General features: G+C 39.8%; 12 protein-coding genes. 10 read left to right on the forward strand and 2 right to left on the reverse strand.

The annotated features are described in order from the left end of the window. Positions 1 to 18: 18 nt before the first annotated feature. The 4 genes from HZI73_RS07920 to HZI73_RS07935 all read left to right on the forward strand — a co-directional run bounded on the left by HZI73_RS07920 (position 19) and on the right by HZI73_RS07935 (position 6,005). Positions 19 to 663 (forward strand): bifunctional 4-hydroxy-2-oxoglutarate aldolase/2-dehydro-3-deoxy-phosphogluconate aldolase, encoded by a 645-nt coding sequence (locus tag HZI73_RS07920; RefSeq protein ID WP_246552400.1) that lies wholly within the window; start codon positions 19 to 21, stop codon positions 661 to 663. A gap of 9 nt (positions 664 to 672) precedes the next feature. Continuing rightward, positions 673 to 1,698, forward strand: coding sequence for a PfkB family carbohydrate kinase (locus HZI73_RS07925; RefSeq protein WP_212698730.1), 1,026 nt, complete (start codon positions 673 to 675; stop codon positions 1,696 to 1,698). A 470-nt stretch (positions 1,699 to 2,168) separates the two neighbouring features. Continuing rightward, on the forward strand, positions 2,169 to 4,568 hold the full coding sequence (locus tag HZI73_RS07930) for a glycoside hydrolase family 2 TIM barrel-domain containing protein (RefSeq protein WP_212697710.1): 2,400 nt from the start codon (positions 2,169 to 2,171) through the stop codon (positions 4,566 to 4,568). Between the two features lie 249 nt (positions 4,569 to 4,817). After that, complete coding sequence (locus HZI73_RS07935; protein ID WP_212697711.1) at positions 4,818 to 6,005, forward strand: family 16 glycosylhydrolase; 1,188 nt, start codon at positions 4,818 to 4,820, stop codon at positions 6,003 to 6,005. A gap of 136 nt (positions 6,006 to 6,141) precedes the next feature. On the opposite strand, the gene HZI73_RS07940 is transcribed toward HZI73_RS07935, so the two are convergent. Next, positions 6,142 to 8,439 carry a DUF5060 domain-containing protein gene (locus HZI73_RS07940; RefSeq protein ID WP_212697712.1) on the reverse strand — a complete coding sequence of 766 codons (2,298 nt, stop codon included), beginning with the start codon at positions 8,437 to 8,439 and terminating at the stop codon, positions 6,142 to 6,144. Between the two features lie 358 nt (positions 8,440 to 8,797). Here HZI73_RS07940 and HZI73_RS07945 point away from each other — a divergent pair, with 358 nt between their 5' ends. The 3 genes from HZI73_RS07945 (at position 8,798) to yicI (ending at position 13,831) form a co-directional block, all read left to right on the forward strand. Then, positions 8,798 to 10,033, forward strand: a complete 1,236-nt coding sequence (locus HZI73_RS07945) for a GNAT family N-acetyltransferase (protein ID WP_212697713.1) — start codon at positions 8,798 to 8,800, stop codon at positions 10,031 to 10,033. A 136-nt stretch (positions 10,034 to 10,169) separates the two neighbouring features. Next, positions 10,170 to 11,798, forward strand: coding sequence for a glycoside hydrolase family 43 protein (locus tag HZI73_RS07950; protein WP_212697714.1), 1,629 nt, complete (start codon positions 10,170 to 10,172; stop codon positions 11,796 to 11,798). After that, positions 11,798 to 13,831 carry an alpha-xylosidase gene (gene yicI / locus HZI73_RS07955; protein WP_212697715.1) on the forward strand — a complete coding sequence of 678 codons (2,034 nt, stop codon included), beginning with the start codon at positions 11,798 to 11,800 and terminating at the stop codon, positions 13,829 to 13,831. Before HZI73_RS07950 ends, yicI begins: the two co-directional genes overlap by 1 nt. A gap of 221 nt (positions 13,832 to 14,052) precedes the next feature. Here yicI and HZI73_RS07960 read toward each other — a convergent pair whose 3' ends face one another. Then, positions 14,053 to 15,285: a uroporphyrinogen decarboxylase/cobalamine-independent methonine synthase family protein gene (locus tag HZI73_RS07960; RefSeq protein WP_212697716.1), complete on the reverse strand. Its 1,233-nt coding sequence runs from the start codon at positions 15,283 to 15,285 to the stop codon at positions 14,053 to 14,055. Positions 15,286 to 15,445: 160 nt separating this feature from the next. Between HZI73_RS07960 and HZI73_RS07965 the strand changes: the two genes are divergently transcribed. The 3 genes from HZI73_RS07965 to HZI73_RS07975 all read left to right on the forward strand — a co-directional run bounded on the left by HZI73_RS07965 (position 15,446) and on the right by HZI73_RS07975 (position 21,002). Continuing rightward, positions 15,446 to 16,264, forward strand: a complete 819-nt coding sequence (locus HZI73_RS07965; protein ID WP_212697717.1) for an AraC family transcriptional regulator — start codon at positions 15,446 to 15,448, stop codon at positions 16,262 to 16,264. Positions 16,265 to 16,437: 173 nt separating this feature from the next. Then, positions 16,438 to 17,835, forward strand: coding sequence for a sulfatase family protein (locus HZI73_RS07970; protein ID WP_212697718.1), 1,398 nt, complete (start codon positions 16,438 to 16,440; stop codon positions 17,833 to 17,835). A gap of 131 nt (positions 17,836 to 17,966) precedes the next feature. Then, positions 17,967 to 21,002 (forward strand): chondroitinase family polysaccharide lyase, encoded by a 3,036-nt coding sequence (locus tag HZI73_RS07975; protein ID WP_212697719.1) that lies wholly within the window; start codon positions 17,967 to 17,969, stop codon positions 21,000 to 21,002. Positions 21,003 to 21,114: the final 112 nt, after the last annotated feature.

Here is a 21,114-nt window from a genome sequence, read left to right on the forward strand (position 1 = left end):
TTGTGGAGGAGAATTAGAATGACCATTATCGATCGAGTTAAGCAAGAAAAAATAATTGCCATTGTGAGAGGCATTGAACCAAACAGAATCATTGACACATGTGAGGCATTATATGCTGGTGGTATTTCCATGATTGAAATTACCTTTGATCAATCCAGCCCAACAGGTAATAAGGATACGTATCATGCCATTAAAAAAGTAGCAGACACCTTGGGGAAGGAAGTGTGTGTTGGCGCAGGAACAGTGATGACCATTGAACAAGTCTCCCTAGCTATTGAAGCAGGAGCAACGTACATCATATCCCCTAATTTTGATAAGGCAGTTGTAGCGAAGACTCTTGAAGGAGGGGCTGTATCCATGCCTGGGGTCATGACACCTTCTGAAATCGTTGATGCTTATCAAGCAGGAGCAGGAGCCGTGAAGATATTTCCCATAGATCGTTTGGGTACAGGCTATTTAAAAGCTGTCAAATCCCCCATTAGTCATATTCCCATCATTGCAGTTGGTGGCATCGACCTTGATAATGCTTCAGACTATATAAAAGCTGGTGCTATAGGTCTGGGTATTGGCTCTAGCCTTGTTGACAAGCAATTAATCCAGGCAGGCAAATATGACGCATTAACACAACGGGCTAAGGCATTCGTTCATAAAGTCCAAATGTAAAGGAGAGTAATTATGGCAAACATTGTATGTTTTGGTGAAATTATGGGTAGGCTGTGTCCACCTGGCTACAAGAAAGTATTACAAACAACAAGTTTTGATGTAACCTTTGCAGGTGGTGAAGCCAATGTAGCTGTATCCCTTGCCAACTATGGTCTAGATGCAACTTATGTAACGAAAGTGCCCAATAATGATTTGGGAAAACTGGTAAAAAGAATATTGAAGAGCTATGACGTCAATGTGAATCAAATCCTTACCGGCGGTGATAGGCTGGGTATGTACTACGTTGAAAAAGGTGCATCACAGCGGCCATCAAAGGTTATCTACGACCGAAAATACAGCGCTATTTCCATGGCAGATCCAAGTGAATTTAATTGGGACCATATCCTTGAAGGTGCTGATTGGTTTCACACCACAGGCATTACACCGGCCCTATCAGATACGTGTATTGAGATAACGCGAGATGCTCTACAAGCCTGTAGAAAAAAAGGTATTACAGTCAGTTGCGACTTGAATTATCGAAAGAATCTCTGGGACTGTGATAAAGCCAAGGCGGTTATGTCTGACCTTATGCAATACGTTGATGTATGCATTGGCAATGAGGAGGATGCTGAAAAGGTATTAGGTATCTCCGCATCAGAAACAGATGTAACAGCAGGTGCATTAAACAAAGCAGGTTACACAGAAGTTGCTCAGGCAATCACGGAGCAATATGGATGTAAAACAGTTGCCATTACCCTTCGAGAAAGTTACTCAGCCAGTGTTAATGGCTGGTCAGCCTTACTCTACACAGGCGGTAAGAGTTATTTCTCCAAAAAATATGATATTCAATTAGTGGATCGTGTAGGCGGTGGCGATAGTTTCGTAGGGGGTCTGTTGTATGCCCTTCTTGAAAGAACCGAACCACAAGACCAAGTGGACTTTGCTGTAGCGGCAAGTTGCTTGAAACATACCATCGAAGGGGACTTTAATCAGGTGACCATTCAAGAGGTTGAAACACTCATGAACGGGGATGGGTCAGGCAGGGTACAAAGATAGCCTAATGGGCTGCTAATTGTATATAAACATTATTTCTTAAGAGGCTGTCTCACCAAAGCAAAATAACGTCAATATCGTAGGAAACTATAAGAGGTTAAGCGTAGAGCGCAGCCATGGACGGCGAAGCGCAGACCCTCTAAACACGGATGTTTAGGGGTCTGAAAAGCTTAACCTCTTATAGTTTCCGAAAACTTCTAGCCAACAAAATTGCTTTAATTAGTCTGTGCCTTAGCTCATATATCATATGTTTAGCATCAATGCTATTCACATATCTATCACAAGACATATCTAATCTTTCTAAAATGAATTATTTTAAAACACCATAAAGCTTTGGCAGAATGTCCTTTTTTGACATGTTATATTGTCTGTTTGGACATTTTGTTATGCATGTGATTATGCTATAATGTTTGGCATATAGCCATCTTTGGTTTGATGGCATAATGTGGAAAAACAAGTATAGGAGGAGCGATATGGAAAACCAAGTGCGGAAAATAATCAATTTGGATAACGATTGGACGTTTAAAAAGGGTATGGATCTTGCTGGATTTAGTGATAGAATAGATGACGCTGATTGGTGCTCCATTCATCTACCACATGATTGGAGCATATTTGGACCCTTTAAAGAAGATAATCCAAGCGGTCCACGAGGCGGATACGCACCAGCAGGAATTGCTTGGTATCGTAAGCATCTCCATGTACCCCAAGACTATGCTAATAAAAAGATATACATTGAATTTGACGGGGTTTATATGAACAGTGAAGTGCACATGAATGGTGAGCGGGTAGGAAAGTACCCCTATGGGTATACAACCCTTTATTACGATATCACATCGTATCTTAAGTATGGTGAGGATAATCTACTGTCCGTAAAGGTGGATACATCCACTCAGCCAAGTTCAAGATGGTACAGTGGTTCAGGGATCTATCGCCATGTGCGGCTAATTGTGACGGATAAACTTCATATAGGCCAATGGGGGACTTATGTGACAACACCTGAGGTTCATGAGAAAGAAGCATGGGTGAAGATTGATACAACCCTTGTGAATGAAGCAAATGAGCACAAGAACGTGACCATTCAAGTAAGTCTTCTCAATGAAGCTCAATTAGTTGTTGGGAAAGTGAGCAAAGAAGTAGTAATTGAGCCAAATAGTGAAGACGTATTCAGCCAAGAGATATACGTTCAGCAGCCAGAACTTTGGTCCATCGATAATCCCTATCTGTATCACGTGAAGACGGAGATTATATCTGAGGGTTGCGTTGTTGATGATGACTTGGTTGCCATGGGCATCCGTTCCATTGTATTTGATGCAGATAAAGGCTTCTTCCTTAATGGCACATACACCAAGATTAAAGGGGTATGCCTTCACCATGATGGTGGTGCGTTAGGAGCAGCTTGTCCGGATCGAGCAAAAGAAAGGCAGCTTCAAATACTAAAAGAAATGGGTTGTAATGCCATAAGAACAAGTCACAACCCGCCATCGCCTGTGCTCCTTGATCTATGTGATCAATATGGGATGCTTGTCATGGATGAAGTATTTGATGAATATCAAATTGGAAAAAGGCCAAGGGTGTTTGATGAGGTGCATGCCTTAGATAAGCAGATAAGAAGACCCATATTTGCTTATGCGGAAGTATTTGATGCCTATCATGAAAAAGACCTGACCACCATGATTAAGCGAGACCGTAATCATCCTTCCATAATATTATGGAGTATTGGTAATGAAATCACGGAACATATGCGACCAGAAGGTGTTGAACTGACAAAGGGTTTGCATGATTTGGTAAAAGCATATGATACAACAAGACCAACCATAACAGGCATCGTTCATCTTGAAGGGGCTAATACATATGGCATACCTGATATGGTGGATATAGCTGGGTATAATTACAAGGAAACTTTATATGAAAAGGAACATGCAAAATACCCTGAAAGAATTATATTAGGTAGTGAGACCAGTTCAGCAGCGCCATTTGAGATGCGAGCCGTTTACGATGATTTTTTACAAGCCGATACCCAACTAAAAACCTTTGATGATGTTACAAAAGAGCTTGGGGATATTGTGAGCATTCATTCAGACCACCGTTATATTCGAGGGGAGCATTCATGGAAAATAACAAATGATTTAGACTATATATCAGGACTCTTTATTTGGACGGGATTTGATTATATAGGAGAACCATCACCTTATGCATGGCCATCTAAAACATCCTATTTTGGGGTGATTGACACCTGTGGCTTCCCAAAAGATGCTTATTACATGTACCAGAGTCAATGGACAACAAAGCCAATGCTCCACGTATTTCCTCATTGGAACTGGGAAGATAAGGCTGGTCAACACATACCCGTTTGGTGCTATACCAATTGTGATAGTGTTGAGTTGTTTTTGAATGACCGTTCATTAGGTGAAAAACATTGTAGCGATACAGAATTATTGCATGTAAGTTGGGCGATACCTTACGTAAAAGGTACCCTAAGAGCAGTCGGTAAGAAAGAGAATAAGATTGTACTTGAAAAAATCGTGAAAACAGCAGGGGATCCTTATGCCATTGTTTTAGAAGCCGATAGAAAAGCAATACAAGCCGATAGTCAAGATTTAGCCTACATCACCGTTAAAGTGGTGGATAAGGAAGGTACATTAGTGCCCACGGCAAAAAATCTGATTCATTTTCGTGTAGAAGGTGAAGGTCGCTTAATTGGTGTAGACAATGGTGACCCTACATCATTAGAAGCTTATAAGGGGGCTGAACGTTCCACTTTAGGCGGATTATGCCTTGCCATTGTTCAATCCACATATAATAAAGGTAAACTTGTGGTTACAGCTGAATCGGAAGGTTTAGTGGGATGTCAACTTGTCCTGACATCCATATAGATACATATATAAGGTTATGAATTGTTTTGAAGACAAGATTCCGAATAGCATAAAAAAGTAATTTGTAGATAGATGGAGTCTTATTTGTTTTTATGTATAATAATAAAAAATAAAGTATTCAGAAAATAAAAAATTCATCTTGACTTTTTTTCTTCCCATTGTCTCCTGTAAGGGATTATGATAGGGTGATTGGTACAAACGAGCCTATCCGGTCCGTTTGATACTAATTTAAAGAGGAGGAAGAGAAAAATGAAAAAGGTAATACTATCTTGTTTGACAGTTATGTTTGTCTTACTGATGCAGACAAAAACGGTTGAGGCAGCTCCACCCGGTTCAGGTTGGACTCAAGTGTTTGGTGACGAATTTAATGACTACACCGTTGACACAAATAAATGGCGCGTATCTGACAATCTTGACTACGATAAAGACGGCAATAAATGTTGGTTTTATCCAAGTAATGTAAAAGAAGATGGCAACTCCCTTGTTATTGAAAATCATTGGTATGCAAGTCCAGGTGCACATGGTGAAGTTTACTCCGGTGGCTGGATTACATCCAAGAAGGAATTTAACAAAGGTTATTTTGAAGCACGTATTCGTTTAGATTGGGCAGACCAGCACTTCTGGCCAACTTTCTGGATGTGGAAATGGCAACCTACATCCCCTAATGAATTTGACATTATGGAGTATACCCATTGGCACACCCATCCAAGTCAATCCCATCACTATCCTAACAAAACTGGTAAAACCTCACAAGCTTCTAATACCCCTGTTAGTGAGTGGCATGTTTGGGGATTACTTTGGACGGATACAGAAGTCTCCTTCTATATTGACGGTGTTAAACAGTTTAGCTCCGAAAGACCAGATGTAGCACAGACCGATTGGCTCCCTATGATTTTTAGCTGTTCACCTAATCGAGATAATCAACCTGCACGTACAGGTAAATACCCAAGATTGTTTGTTGATTGGGTACGTGTATGGCAGGGGGGAAGTGCTCCTCCAGTCACTACAGCACCTATTGGAAAAACCATCGCCCTTATTGCACAAGGTCCTAACAAGTATATCAGTGCCAGTCAGAGTCTAGATAGTGCCAATTGGCCAGTGGTCGCTAACAAGTCAAGCGTTGGTAATGCAGAAAAATTCAAGGTAGTGGATGCAGGTAATGGTTATATTGCCTTACAAAATGTTGCTAATGGGAAGTATGTGTGTTCTGACGAACATCTAGATGCTACTAATTGGCGTTTATATGCTAATCGCAGCACCATTGGTGATTGGGAAAAATTCACATGGCATCCTGTGAGCGGTGGTGTTGCATTAAGAGCCAAAGGTAATGGAAAATATATTTGTTCGGATCGTTATCTTAACGCTACCAATTGGCCTTTAGCAGCTAATCGTAATACCATTGGCGCTTGGGAAAAGTTTAGCTGGGAAATAAAGTAGTTATCGTTCATAGCATAATAGCATAAACGCGTCATGGGTGCTTAAGATGTGAAGCATGTAACCCATGGCCTGTCACATGATAAAAACCAAGGGTATAACCTTGGTTTTTATCATGTAAATAAAAAATAAAGAAAAGCTATTGAAGTGATAATGTCAGTTTAGGTTTTCCATTTGCAGCTTCTGAAGCGTTGAACCATGCATCATTGGAACCATTGTTACCTTTTATAATCAATGTATAAGTACCGTTACCGGTAATATGCTTACCTAGATCAAGTGATACCGATTGACCCACTGCAATTGGGCTATCATAAGAAGCTAACAGTGCACCCGTTGTTGGCGCATTACCACTGTTTATTGAAGCTTCAGTCCAGTTGGAAGAGGACCCTGCATATACCCTTAATTTTGGCGTACCACCATCACTTGTACAAGTAAGGGTAAGGGTATTGGCATCAACGGTTTTAGTGACACCCGTTACATTAAATTTGAGATATACGGTACGTTGTGAAGATGACTGTTGTACTTTCAGCACATTCACGTTATGGGTGGTTGTGTTTTCAATATAAACATCCTCAGTAGGTGTAAAGTCCAGTATATCAGGTGTTGGTCCGGCTTCTTTTAAGGTGACCAGTGCCACCCAATCGTATGACGTATTGTTAGGTGGGTAACCGATGGCTTTATTACCAAAGCCAGTAATGGTCGTTACCGTACCATTTTGCAGGTTGCCACCTTGGCGAGGATTATACCATTTAACGTCATAAGTGCCATTGTAAGATTCTAAGTTTAAGTTGGTTGTGCCACCACTTGGAAGATAGATGGCATATACTTTACCAGGTTTGGCAAAGCAGTAGTCCGATCCATGGGATGTAAGACCGTCATTATGGGACATCTCTGTAAAAGGAAGATGCTTCTGGAAGAATTCAAGGGCATAACGGGTTAAGTCCCACATATGATCACGGCTTCTCCAGTCTTGACAGTCCAGGTCATCATGATCATAATGATAGCCAAAGTACCATTCACAGCCTGCACCACCAGCCATGAGGGTTCCCCATAAAGCTTTTTTACGGATGTCGTCATGCCAGTAATCATCTTTATCTGGTTTAACACCTACGTTAGCAGGACCTTGTTCATCAAGGTTAACAACCCAAGGTCGTCCTGCATTGGCTGACTTATCCAACCACTTGATAACGGTAGCGTGTGTATCGTTCACACTACCCATTTGTAGGGATGGACCATCAAGGTATTGGTAGCCTAGAAGAGGCGTAAACACTTTGTCCTTTTGGCCAGGATAAGTATGTACTACAACCATATGTTTATAGGGGTCATGTTCTTTGAAGTATTTAGAAAATGCTTTTAGTTCAGCATCGGTATTGGTGTTTTCTTCTCCAAGATTCCATACAAGCCCTAGATGGTGACTAAAGCGCGCAATCAATTCTCGATAGTACAGCTTACGTTGTGTACCTAACGCACCACCGTTTAGTAGTTGGTCATTTTCTGTTTCCTGGGTAATCACGTGCATTAACAGCCCCAGCTTATCCATATGGGAAAACACGATTTCCCATTGATCCAGCTTGCTGCAGTCAAAACGATTGTATGCATTACTGCTTGTCCAAGGCCATACATCTTTACCATCGCCATTAACGTTCATTGTTAGGAAGTAAACCGAATTCATGCCTTTACCAGCAAGATAATTCAATGCACCTATGATATTTTTGCCCTTTGTACCCTTCCATGTTGGATCACCATTTTTCCAATCATTGGCATGGGGATTATAGTGATGCTTATTGGTTGGCGTTTGGTCAAAGTCTTTAAAAGCAAGGAAGTTCTCAGGACTATCCGCGCCGCCTTTGATATAGTACTTGCCCGTACCTTCAAATTGCAGATAGTTTTCCCCAACATAATTTAGTCGGCCTTTAGCTCTAAAATCACTACCGCTCTTATCTGTTTGCGTAATGTTAAAGCTGCCTGTTTCCCCATCAAATGAGACAGGCTGACCTGCATTAACGTCGTCATTAATGGCTATATTATTACCCTTCCTAAAGGACACCTTATAGGTCCAAGTTCCTGTTTTATTTGGTGTAAACTTGACACGCCATTTATTACCGCTGTCAGCACTGGTATTTGAAGCATTACCATCAGCAGCATAATAACCTGGTACCACATAGGATGTATTGCCATTGGTGAAAGTTACGTTTAATCTATAATTAAGAAATGGGTTATCCGATGCCTGTTCATTGGTGTTCGGTCCATCAAATGTAATGGTCACCGTATGCCATACTTTTAACTCACCGTCAATAACACCTGTGGCAGCATAAACCTTCCCGACTATCATATGGGCAAAAATCAACACAAGACATAGTAATAGCGCAATTCTTTTATTGACCCTGCACGTCTTTCTAATCTGTGGAACATGGTTTTTTTGACTCTGGTTTTTCATACTTCAATTCCTCCTTTGATCTGTTAATGGTACAAACTTATTGACAAATTTGTCGACAATTAACAATATATGGCCATGGATAAAGTATAGCACGATAATACTAAAAAGAAAATACTTTTTTGCAATTAAAATAAATTAGTATATTTTGCATAAAAAACATAAATAAACTAAATTATATAAAATAAACAGATTAAAAACTTATTTTTCAATCATAGGATATCTGATATCAATGATTCCAATAAGCCTGAAGCATTGCTTTTTATAACAAAATATATTATGGTAGATGTATATAATCTTGACATCATGTTATAAGACTTAAAAGATGCATTCATCAACATATACGAAGGAGGTTGATTAAATGAGTCAAACAAGGAAGCTGTTAGAGAAAGAGATAGAAGACTTTACTTGGATTGCAACAAATGCTTATTGTGGTTTTGGGGATTTAGATAAGCTTCGTCATTCCTATCAAGAATTTTTTACTTATCTCAATCAACTTGAAGGGGACAGTATATTTGGATTATTTAGGGACGAAAAGCTTCTGGGTGGTATGCGTCTAACAGATTTTAACATGAAGCTTTTATCCACAAAAGCAAAAGTAGGAGGTATAGGCTGTGTAGCAGTGGATTTGGTACATAAGAAAGAAAAGGTTGCAAAGGAATTAATTGAATTTGCTTGCACATATTTTAAAGAGAAGGGCATGAGTATGGTCACGTTGTACCCTTTTAGAGCAGATTTTTACAAGAACATGGGTTTTGGATACGGTGTGGCGTTAAGACAATATAAGATTGAGCCATCCTATTTTCCAAAGGGGACAACCAAAGAACACCTTGGGTGGTTGAAGGAAGAAGAAAAAGATGCAGTGGTGGCATGTTATCATCGCTTCGCTGATAAACACCATGGAATGATGGATAAGACGGAAGCATGTATAAAAAGGTTATTTCGAAAGGATACAAGAATCATATGCTACAAAAAAGGTGATGCTATTTTAGGCTATATGAGCTTTTCATATAAGAAAAAACACCTTCTTAGGAACGATTTAATTGTCCATGAGCTGATTTATGACAATCACCATGTGCTTTTAGAGTTTTGTACATTCTTACATGCACAGGCTGATCAATTCGACAGAATTATCATGAATACCCCGGATGAATATTTCCATTACCTCATCAGCAATCCTAATAATGGCCAGTATCAAGCTTTTGATTCTGTAAAAAATGAATACAACGTAACGGCTATAGGGCTTATGTACCGCGTTCTTGATATGAAAAAGTTATTTAAGGTTTTAAGCAGTCATAACTTTAATCATCAACATTGTACACTTAAGATCACCATTAAAGATGACTTTTTCAAAGCCAATGATGGAAGTACCATCATTGATTTTAAAGATGGCAGAGCATCTATTTCCAATGACAAAGATGCGGATGTGGTCATAGAACTGAATAATTCAGATTTCTCATCCATGATCATGGGAGCAGTAACATTCAGAACACTTATCCAGTATGGACTTGCTAAGATAAGCCATGAAAGCTATATAGAAAAAGTAAATAAGATATTCTTAACAGAGCAGAAACCCCAATGTAAAACAGAGTTCTGATGCATAGGAACATGTGAAGCTGGCAAAACGTAAAATATTCACATCAAATGTAAATGATTCATATATCCAAGCATCCCTTAGTTAGGTATACTTAACAGTAGATGATTTTATCATCACAGATAAGAAGGAGGCTACTATGATTGAGAATCCAATACTACCAGGATTTAATCCTGATCCATCCATTCTAAGGGTAGGAGAAGATTATTATATTGCAACATCCACGTTTGAATGGTTCCCCGGTATTGCTATCTACCATTCAAAAGATTTAAAACACTGGCAGCTTATTAATCATGCTTTAACAAGGAAAGAGCAAGTCGATTTAAAAGGTTTAGCACCAGCACTAGGCGTGTGGGCACCAGCTCTTTCCTATCATGCACCTTCCAAAAGGTTCTATATGTGCTATTCTGTCATTCACAGTGTGGTGGATAATTTCTTTGATTTGGACAACTACATGGTGACAACAGAAGACATACGTGGTGAATGGTCGGATGCCATCTATTTGAATAGCAGTGGCTTTGACCCATCCATTTTCCACGATGATGATGGCAGAAGCTGGGTCATTAATCTTGAGTGGGATTTTCGTCAAGGCTATGAACATCCAGGATGTATTGTACTTGAAGAATTCGACCTGACCCATAACGTCCTTATGGGAAATCCTGTGGAAATATCTAGGGGTGGTACAGATAGAGGGTGTCTTGAGGGACCCTTTATATATAAACGAAAAGGATGGTATTATTTAATTACCGCAGAAGGCGGAACAGGTTACGGACATGGTGTGGTGGTTCAAAGGTCAAGGCAGATACAAGGACCATACGACATCCATGAGAAAAAACCTGTGATTACATCTCAGCCAAATGATTTTAATGAGCGGGGAATTGGTGAATCCATGAAATTGCACTGGTATAATCCAGATAGTTACCTGCAACGGTCAGGGCATGGATACATTGTGGAAACCCCTGGAGGCGAAGTGTATATGAGTCATTTATGTTCAAGACCCATTATGCCTCAACAACGCTCTATACTTGGGCGTGAGACAGCGATTCAACGTTGCTGTTGGACAGATGATGATTGGATTAAGCTTGATGGTGAAGATAATCTTGCAGGCAGGTATGTGAAAGAGCCTGATCTGGAAGAGGTGTTTGTTGAACCCTTGCCAGAAAAAGACAATTTTGATGGAACAAGTTTAACATTAGACTATTATACCCTTAGAGAACCTGTAGAACCTCATTGGTTGAAGCTGGAGGATGGGCAGCTTAAGTTAAGAGGAAGAGAGTCTTTACTATCAAGGTATCAGCAAAGTTTTATCGGTAAGAAATTGACAACTTTTAAATCTATGACAGAAACATGCCTGCATTTTACACCAGAGAATTTCATGGAAATGGCAGGGCTGTGCTGTTACTATAACCATACACATTTTTATTATCTAAGGTATTATTACAGTGAGTCATTTGCCAGTCCTTGCCTGGGTATTATGCTGGCAGATAAAGGAAAAAAAGTGGAATTATTAGAACATCGTATGGCTATCGGTCAAGTAGATAAGGTTTATCTTAAAGCAGAAATAGATAGAGACCAGTTACAATTTTCTTACGCAACCTCAGAAAACAACTGGAAAAAGATTGGTCCTATACTAGATGCTTCGATTTTATCCGACGAGTACGCTCATGGCTTTACAGGTGCTTTTGTTGGGTTGAGCGCACAAGACCAGTATAAGAAAAACAAGTGGGCTGCTTTTGATTATTTTGACCATAGAGCAGGAGGCATATAATGAAGTTTACAGATGGTTATTGGACCCAAAAAGAGCGTTACAACCTATCAAAACCCGTTGAGGTGGTTCATCATACATGGGATGGGTTAGCATTAGTTGTTTATGTATCCCATAAGTTCATTCAATCTAAGGGGGATTTTTTGAATCAAGCCGTAACAACAGTAACCATTTCACCCATTAGAAAGAATGTCATACGGGTAAAAAACGAGCATTTTAGAGGTAAATATCCTGTGGGTCCTGAATTTGCTCTGAACCAAGAAAATGCCATGGATACGCTTACTTTTATGGAAGATGAGGATACCCTTACCCTAATCAATGATCATGTAAAAGTGGTGGTCAATAGAAAACCCTATCACTTGACATATTACTATAAAGAAGACTATATGACCCAAACTTACCCAAACAGTTGTGCGTACATAAAGGATTTAGAAACATCACATAAACAACCCTATTATCGTGAACAGTTAGGATTGAGTGTTGGGGAATCTGTCTATGGTCTTGGTGAGCGTTTTACACCTTTCGTTAAAAATGGACAGGTTGTTGATATGTGGAACGAAGATGGTGGGACGGGGTCAGAAATAGCCTATAAAAATGTGCCTTTTTATATCACATCAAAGGGTTACGGTGTGTTTGTCAATCATTCTGAAAAAGTGTCTTATGAGATTGGATCAGAGCTTGTCAATAGGGTACAGTTCAGTGTAGAAGGTGAAACGTTAGATTATTGTATCATTGGTGGAGAAGGCATGAAGGGTGTTATGGACAACTATACCGCATTAACAGGACGACCTGCCCTTCCGCCAAAATGGAGTTATGGGTTATGGTTAACCACCTCTTTTATTACGGATTATGATGAAGCCACCATTAACCATTTTATTGATGGTATGGAAGAAAGACATATTCCTTTACAAACATTCCATTTCGATTGCTTTTGGATGAAAGGTTACCATTGGTGTGATTTTGAATGGGATAAGTCATGTTTTCCAGATCCCGAAGGTATGCTTAAACGCTTAAAAGCCAAAGGGCTGAAGATCTGTGTATGGATTAACCCTTATATAGCAGGCATGTCACCATTGTTCAAAGAAGGTATGGATAAAGGGTATTTGTTAAAGAACAAGGAAGGGGATGTATGGCAGACGGACTTGTGGCAAGCAGGTATGGGCATTGTTGATTTTACTAATCCAGAGGCTTGTTCTTGGTACACCTCTCAATTACAGCGATTGATTGATATGGGTGTAGACAGTTTTAAGACGGATTTTGGAGAGCGTATACCTACGGATGTTGTCTACTTTGACGGCTCTGAACCTGTTAAAATGCACAATTACTATACCTATCTCTACAATAAGGAAGTCTTTGATTTATTGGTTAGAAACTTTGGGGAAGGAGAAGCCGTTGTCTTTGCTAGGTCTGCAACGGCAGGCTGTCAGCAATTCCCTGTACACTGGGGCGGTGACTGTAGTTCCAATTATGGCTCCATGGCTGAAACGTTACGAGGAGGCTTATCCCTAGCCCTCAGTGGATTTGCTTTCTGGAGTCATGATATAAGCGGTTTTGAGAAATCAGGAACACCGGATTTATACAAGCGTTGGGTTGCTTTTGGTCTATTATCCTCTCACAGCAGATTACATGGTGCAAGCTCCTATCGGGTACCTTGGTTATTTGATGAAGAGGCAGTGGATGTACTCCGGTTCTTTGTCCAGTTAAAAGAACGGTTAATGCCGTACTTAATGGGGGTAGCAGAAGAAGCCAAAACCAAAGGTTTACCCATGATGCGCCCAATGGTCATGGAATTTCCTGAGGATAGAAATTGTCATACCTTAGATCAGCAATATATGTTAGGGGACCAGTTGCTCGTTGCACCTATTTTTAACGATAAACATACGGCTAGTTATTATCTGCCTAAAGGGGAGTGGGAGCACCTACTGGATCATCGTGTGCTGGTAGGCGGTCAGTGGTATGAAGAAACATATGACTACATGAGTTTACCTCTCTTTGTAAGAAAAGGTCATCTTCATCTTGTTCTCGAAGATGCATAGAAGGGAAAGAAACGTTATCATAGGGACAATTTAGCAAAGCCTATGGTAAAGCTAATATACGATTTCTATAAAGCCATTATAGAGCTATACATAGAAGAATGTGAAAAATATGATGTAGACTACACTATAAATGATTAAGCAACAGATAAATGAACCCCGACTGCAATAATGTAGTCGGGGTCACTTATAGGGCATGTATACAACATGGAGTCAAGTGATGCTTAATAATTCTGGACCATCTCCATAGCAATTTGCTCCCACCTTATAATATTTTGGGGGTTATGGGAAGTGGTACTAATATCTTTTAGAACAATATCCATATGACAGCCATTTCGTTTACCTGCATTAAGAATACGTTTTAATTCTTTTCTGAGTCCATCTTCATTTAAAATAGGTACAGCAACAGATGAAGGATTTGGCTTGGATGACAAGACATATTGACTGCCTATGGCTTCAGCAGCGATATCCACGTCAGCCCAAGGGGTAATGGATATTTTTCTTAAGTTGTGTATTTTCTCCACCACATCAATCATTTTGTCTAAGGGTTCACAACAACCATAATAAACAAGACCGCATTGCCCAACGGTTTCCTGCATATAGGATATATCAAATTCATCCCGCATGACACCTGAGACGGAAGCAAGGATCTGGGCGGCACCTCGACCCCAGATATTTTTACGGGTCACATTTCCTTCTTCTTCATGAGGCTTAAGGGTGCTATTCACAATGGGTGTACAATGTAAACTCAAAGGGTCTGTATCGAACAGTCCCAGTTCTTCGTAGCGTTCAAGTTTATGCCGTGCAATATCGGTTAATTTCCTTAATATTTTGTGGCTATGCTCCGGCCTGTCAAGGAGGTCCATGAGTAATGGCGTCACACCTCGATACCTTGAAATATCATCCCATGTCACCACACTCATGTGGTCACGACCTTTGATTTTAATAGGGATTATATCCCCTAAAACGTCACCTACTAATTGATAACGACGCATGGTTTCTTGTTGATTATAAGTAATCTCTGGTAATGTAATATTTTCCACATCTTCATCCGTTGCTAATTGATCATGGTATTCGTGGGACACGATATGATTGCCTTGTTCCGTTTCAATAATATCTTCTTGAACACGAATGCCAAAATCACCTTCAACAATAATTTTATGTATAGGTAGGTAGGGTTTCAGCACCATATCACCGGGAAAATATTTGTATTGAAAAATCTTTTTTCTTAGATAATCTTCGCAGGCTCGTAAAACGGGATCTTCACAAACTAAGGTCAGTTCATGGTTCATGTTCATTTCTACCCATGGAATTTCATCAAGTAATACCACAGGTCGTATAGCATTGAGATCATTGACAGACTGGTGAAGTTTGAGCTTTTCTTGATGACGATCTTCTTGTGCATAGGCGTAATACGTTTTTGCCAGTTCTCTTAAGGTTCTGATGGATTGATTCATAGTTTTACCCCCATATATTGAATAATACATTTAGTATATCAACTTTTATAATGCTTTACTAACATGAGGTTGCGCAAAATTTGTACCAAATTGCGCTCAACCATGAATTATCTTGCTCAAAATGAGAAAATATTGTATGGTATTGTTAGGAGGTGGTAACGTGATTTATAATGATTTTAAGACACCATCAACTTTTGCGCAAAAAAATCTATATTTTTCAGATGGTATGGGCATTATATCAAACGCTGATTTTAGAATTGAACGCCAGAGTTTTAGGAATTGCTTGTTCATGTACGTGACGAAAGGGACATTGTATGTGGAGCAAAATGGTTTGCACAAGCTTGGCCCCGAAGAGATGGTTGTGATGCGATTAAGTGAACCCCATAAATATTATTCCAGTAAACAAGATGTTGCCACCATATTATGGATGCATTTTGGTTATAAAGGACCGATTGATCTCCTTAACTATATAGAAGATGAAATGGGTTTACCCTATATTGTCACAAGTTCAGATGCCAAGAAATTCATAGAAACATGCCTTGATGCATCAGAGCACAATAAGCCAAATAGAGAATATATCTATTCGGAGATGGTGTATAAAACACTCTTGTTATTAAGCCAAATGGTGAACATCAATAAAGTGAATAAAGACCAGTCCTCAAAATCAAATTTCATGAAGCTGGTGAATGACTACATTAATCAACATTTAACAGAAAAACCCCGCTTGGATACGTTTGCAAAAACATGTGGTATCAGCAAGTATCACTTTATTAAATTGTTTAATAAATACTTCCATTGTACACCGATTACTTACTATTATAAAATGAAGGTGGAAAACTCCAAGAGTCGTTTAAGCTATACGGGAGACCCCATTGGTCTCATCGCTTATAATCTGGGTTTTGACAGTCAGAGTCATTTTTCAAGAGTGTTCAAACGGTTTGTGGGGATGAGTCCAAGTAAATATCGTCAACAGCATTAAAAGCTATGCCTTTGGGTATGGCTTTTTTTAATTCATTATATTATTGTATATCACCAAAATTAATGGATATTTACATACGTTATTGACGAATGTTAATATGATATTGTTTTAAGTAAATGGGCTTGCTGTAGCGTATTTTCATGATACAGCCCACTAAATTCAAGGAGGTTAAAATGAAAAAGAAGAATATTTTATATATTTTTGCAGACCAATGGAGGAAAAAGGGCATGGGCTTTGAAGGTGAACCTGTAGCAACACCTGCTATGGATAAATTTGCCAGTGAGAGCATGGTATTTGATCATGCGATCAGTACATATCCCTTATGTTCACCCCATCGTGGTGCACTGATGACAGGTAAATACCCATACAGTTTGGGCCTTTGGACCAATTGCAAGATTGGTCTTGATGAAGTGGTTATGCTGAAACCACAAGAAGTTTCCATTGCGAATGTATTAAAAAAAGAAGGTTATGCCACAGCCTATATTGGCAAGTGGCATTTAGATGGCAGTGAGAAAAATTTTCAGGATACCCCTGAATCCGGTGCTGATAACTGGGATGCTTATACACCAAAAGGGGAAAGGCGACAAGGCTTTGACTATTGGTGCTCTTATGGTGCTATGAATGCTCACCTTGACCCTCACTATTGGCAAGATAACAACAAAAAGGTTAAACCCAAAATCTGGTCCCCCGAATTTGAAACCAATCTAGCACTTGATTACTTGGAAAATCGTGACCAAGACAAACCCTTTTGTATGTTTATCTCTTGGAATCCGCCCCATCCCCCTCTAGATAAGGTGCCAGATAAGTATTTGAAAACAATCCATCAACATCAACTCATGGCTAATGTACCCGATACATTGAAAAATGACCCAGCCTATATAAAACGTGTAGAACAATACTATGGGGCTATCGCAGGACTTGATCATAACTTTGGGAGAATCATGGCTTATTTAAAAGAACATAATTTGGTGGAGAATACCATTGTTGTGTTATCGGCAGACCATGGCGAAATGCTCGGTGCTCATGGAAGAACGGGCAAAAACATATGGTATGAAGAATCCATTAATATTCCATTTATTATACGTGGTGGAGGCATAAAAGCTGGACGTACAGATGTGTTATTCTCCAGCATTGACCACATGCCCACACTGCTTGATTTACTTGGTATTGACATACCTTCAACTGTTCATGGGCGCAGCTTTAAGCATGTCCTCATGCACCCATCTAATAGAGCTGACAAGCAACAGGATACAGTAGAGGATGAACCAAAAAGTATCTTCTTATCCATGATTCCAGGACTGCCAGAGCTTGTAGAACCTTACCGAGAACGTGGATTAAACAACAAAGCTTTTGGATGGAGAGGACTCAGAACGAAAACACACACCTATGTGGTGGATAATGGGTGCCATCCTGAGGATAAGCAGGTACGTTACATTTATCATCTGAAAGATGACCCCCTTCAATTGAATCCTGAAATGGTAAGTCAGGATGATTCACGCTGTATGGCTTATGATCATGTACTCAGAGGCTATTTAGCTAAAATAAAAGATCCATTTTTATTAAACCGATAATACAGGAGCAGCTATGATAAAAGAGATTAAGATTAAAAAGGGGATACTCGTCTACATTCATGGAGGGGATTACATGAAGCTGATTACCCTTTGAATGGAATATATATAAGCTTTCAAATAGGAGGAATACCATGTCAGATACACCATTTAAGGATGTACCTTATGACTGTATAACATTTGATGAACCATTTGTACCCAAAAACATCACAGCAGAGTATGGTACCCTATCCATTACCAACAGGCATTATCTTACCAACTATGCCCTGCAATGGGATTATACCAAGGACGATACACTCATCATTTATCAAAAGATGATCTATAAAGAACCAGAAGTGATGGCGACTTATGTTGTGGGTGGTAAAGTCTGTTCTGTCATGGGGAAACCTTTAGGCTTTCAGTGCTATCTCTATAGTGAAGCACCATCGGAAACGGTGCTTACTTTTGAATTTGGTGAGAATGATGTGGAAGGATTGCCAAAAGTCCACTGTACATTTGATTTTTTACTGAATCATGAAGGGTGGCAGGAAATTAAATTACCCTTTAACCGAGGTATCATGGAAGGGCATATAGGGAAAGACTTATCCTGGTTAAAGATTCAAGCAGCGGCTAAAACCTCTGGAACTGTATACCTTGCAAACATTGCCTGTATGAAGCCCATTGAACCCAATAACATTGGAGCTTCGAAGCAAATGCCCAATATTCCCATGCATCCTAGGCGCCGTTGCCACGGAGATTGGTACCGAAATGACCACCTACTGAACAGACCTCTTTTTCCAAAACCCCCTAAAGTGACGTGTCATGAAAAAGAAGGCTTCAAACATATCACACATGGCTATAAAACCCTATCAAAGGAAATGGATTGTCGGCACTATCCTTGGGAGAATGGTGATGAGGACCTAATCATCAAACAGTATGCATCATATGATCTAACCGATGAACAAGGCATCATAACAGGCAGGTACATAGATATGCCAGAGTCCTACCGATTTAACTCACTCATGGGTATCATCGGGTTAAAATACAATGAAACCCATCAGCCTATATACAAGCAGATGTTCATGATGATGCTGCGCCATGCATGGGATCAGAACTACCGTCTAAGGTGGTATAATAATCGAGGGTTTGCAACAGGCCTGCTGTATATGAAAGATGTGTTAATAGAAGAAAACCTGCGTGATAAAGCCATACAACATCTGAGGGAGCAATTTGATATGCATCGCATCTATGATAGCACAGGGGCTAATGGCAGGGTCAGGGCCAAAGGAGAGAATACAGATGATACGTTTTTTTCCTTGCCAAGTATGCTGGTAAGTGTTCTACTGATGGACGATACACCTGAGAAAGTACAGGAAATGCGCGCTTTGATAAAGCACATAGAAGAAAAGAATCTAGGCTATGGACCTGGATTAACCAGCAGTTATAAACCCGATGGTACATCTTTTCATCATGGTACCTTTATCTATCAGTATCATGATGTGGCCAATTTCACTCTGGCAAGGTTATTTCGCATGGTCCATGGAACAGCCTTTGATTTTGCCCCTTCGGCTTACCAGCGTTTTCGTTATATCCTAGAAACAGAGTACTTTATTCGAAACGGTTTGTATGAACCGTTTACCACCAGTCATTACGCCTTTAACCATAAGCGGTCAACAGGTTTATGGCATTTTGCCAACTTTGGTTCCATTGACGGTGAAGAACAAACTGCTGCTATGTATATGTACCTTACTAAAAGTAGTCAAGTACATCAAGAGGATTCCTATTATCAAGCCTTTGAAGCAAAAGGCATTCAACCATGGATAGCACCTGAGGGACACAAAACATTAACTTATTCAGCCGCTGCCTTTCATCGAAGAGATCAATGGGCTGTAGGTGTGAAAGGTCACAGTCGTTATGTGTATCCAATGGAGGTTTGGTTTGGTAAGCGTTATGTGGCTTATAGTATGTTCCGTTCTTATGGGTTTATGGAGATTTTGTACCCTGCATCGGAAGCAACGGGAGGGCTTAACAACGGTCTAGCTATTGATCAAGGATTTGACTGGCGACGATGGCCCGGTACCACGTCCATGTACATGCCTCTTGATAAAATCAAGTCCATACCACTGAATTTGGATGATGAATGGGCGGAAATGCTTCTATCGGATCAGCATTTTGTAGGTGGTTTGGATACCAGTGATGGAAATGGTGTCTTTGCACTAAAACTAAGAGGTCATGATAAATACAATATGGCATCTTTTTATGCCACCAAAACATACTTTTATGCAGACGATTATGTGTTGTGTTTAGGTTCGGATATTCATAGTGGTCTTTCGGAATATCCTGTGGAAACAACACTTTTTCAAAATCATTTGGAACACCAGCAAGACAAACTATACATCAATGATACCCAAGGGCATGATGACTTTGGGTTCACCTATCAATTGGATGAGAATCAGGTCAATTGGCTAATAGATAATCGGGGCAACGGTTATTATGTTTTTGGTCATCAAAAGCTATGGGTTGCCAAGGAGCATTGTGTATCAAGAGACAGCGCTGATTGTATTACAACAGAGGGAGACCGTGCTATGGCATGGCTTGATCACGGTCATGCACCCGATTATGCGGCTTATGCTTATATCCTGAAAGTGGGTACAACCCTTGAATCCATGATGACTTTTGTGGATGCAATGGGTTCAGATGATCCCCCTTTTCAAATGCTACAACAAAATAAACAAGCCCATATTGTAGGCATAAGGCCCACTGAAACCATTGCCTATGTCTTATTTGAGAAAAATTATACCTTAGAGCAGCATTGGGGTACATGGTCAAGTCCCATACTGGCTGTTACCATGCCAGCCATCCTAACAGTGAAGGCATTGGATGATACGTTAATCTTGTCCATCTGTGACCCTGATTTAAGATTTTATGAGGGGATCTGTGAGGATTACAATCTGGATTATACCAGAACTGAAAAGTCCATCTACGGACGATACTGGTACGGTTCAGAAAGCAAGGCATCTGTGGTAAGAGTAAAACTAAAAGGATGCTGGTATCTAGATCGTATTCAACAGGGAAATGGACACCTTATTAGCCAGACGGGTTCCTGTACAATTGTTGAATGCATGTGTAAGGACGGATTAACCAATGAATTGATGTTGTCAAAACATAGGTGTACGTCTGAAAAATATTGAATATAATAATTGTCAATACCCTCAGACATGTTGAAGATTACAGGGTTTACAATAATTGCATACATCAAAAAATGAATGTATATTTACAGTACGAATGGATGGTTATATGATA

This window comes from Vallitalea pronyensis, assembly GCF_018141445.1.
Classification (GTDB): domain Bacteria; phylum Bacillota; class Clostridia; order Lachnospirales; family Vallitaleaceae; genus Vallitalea; species Vallitalea pronyensis.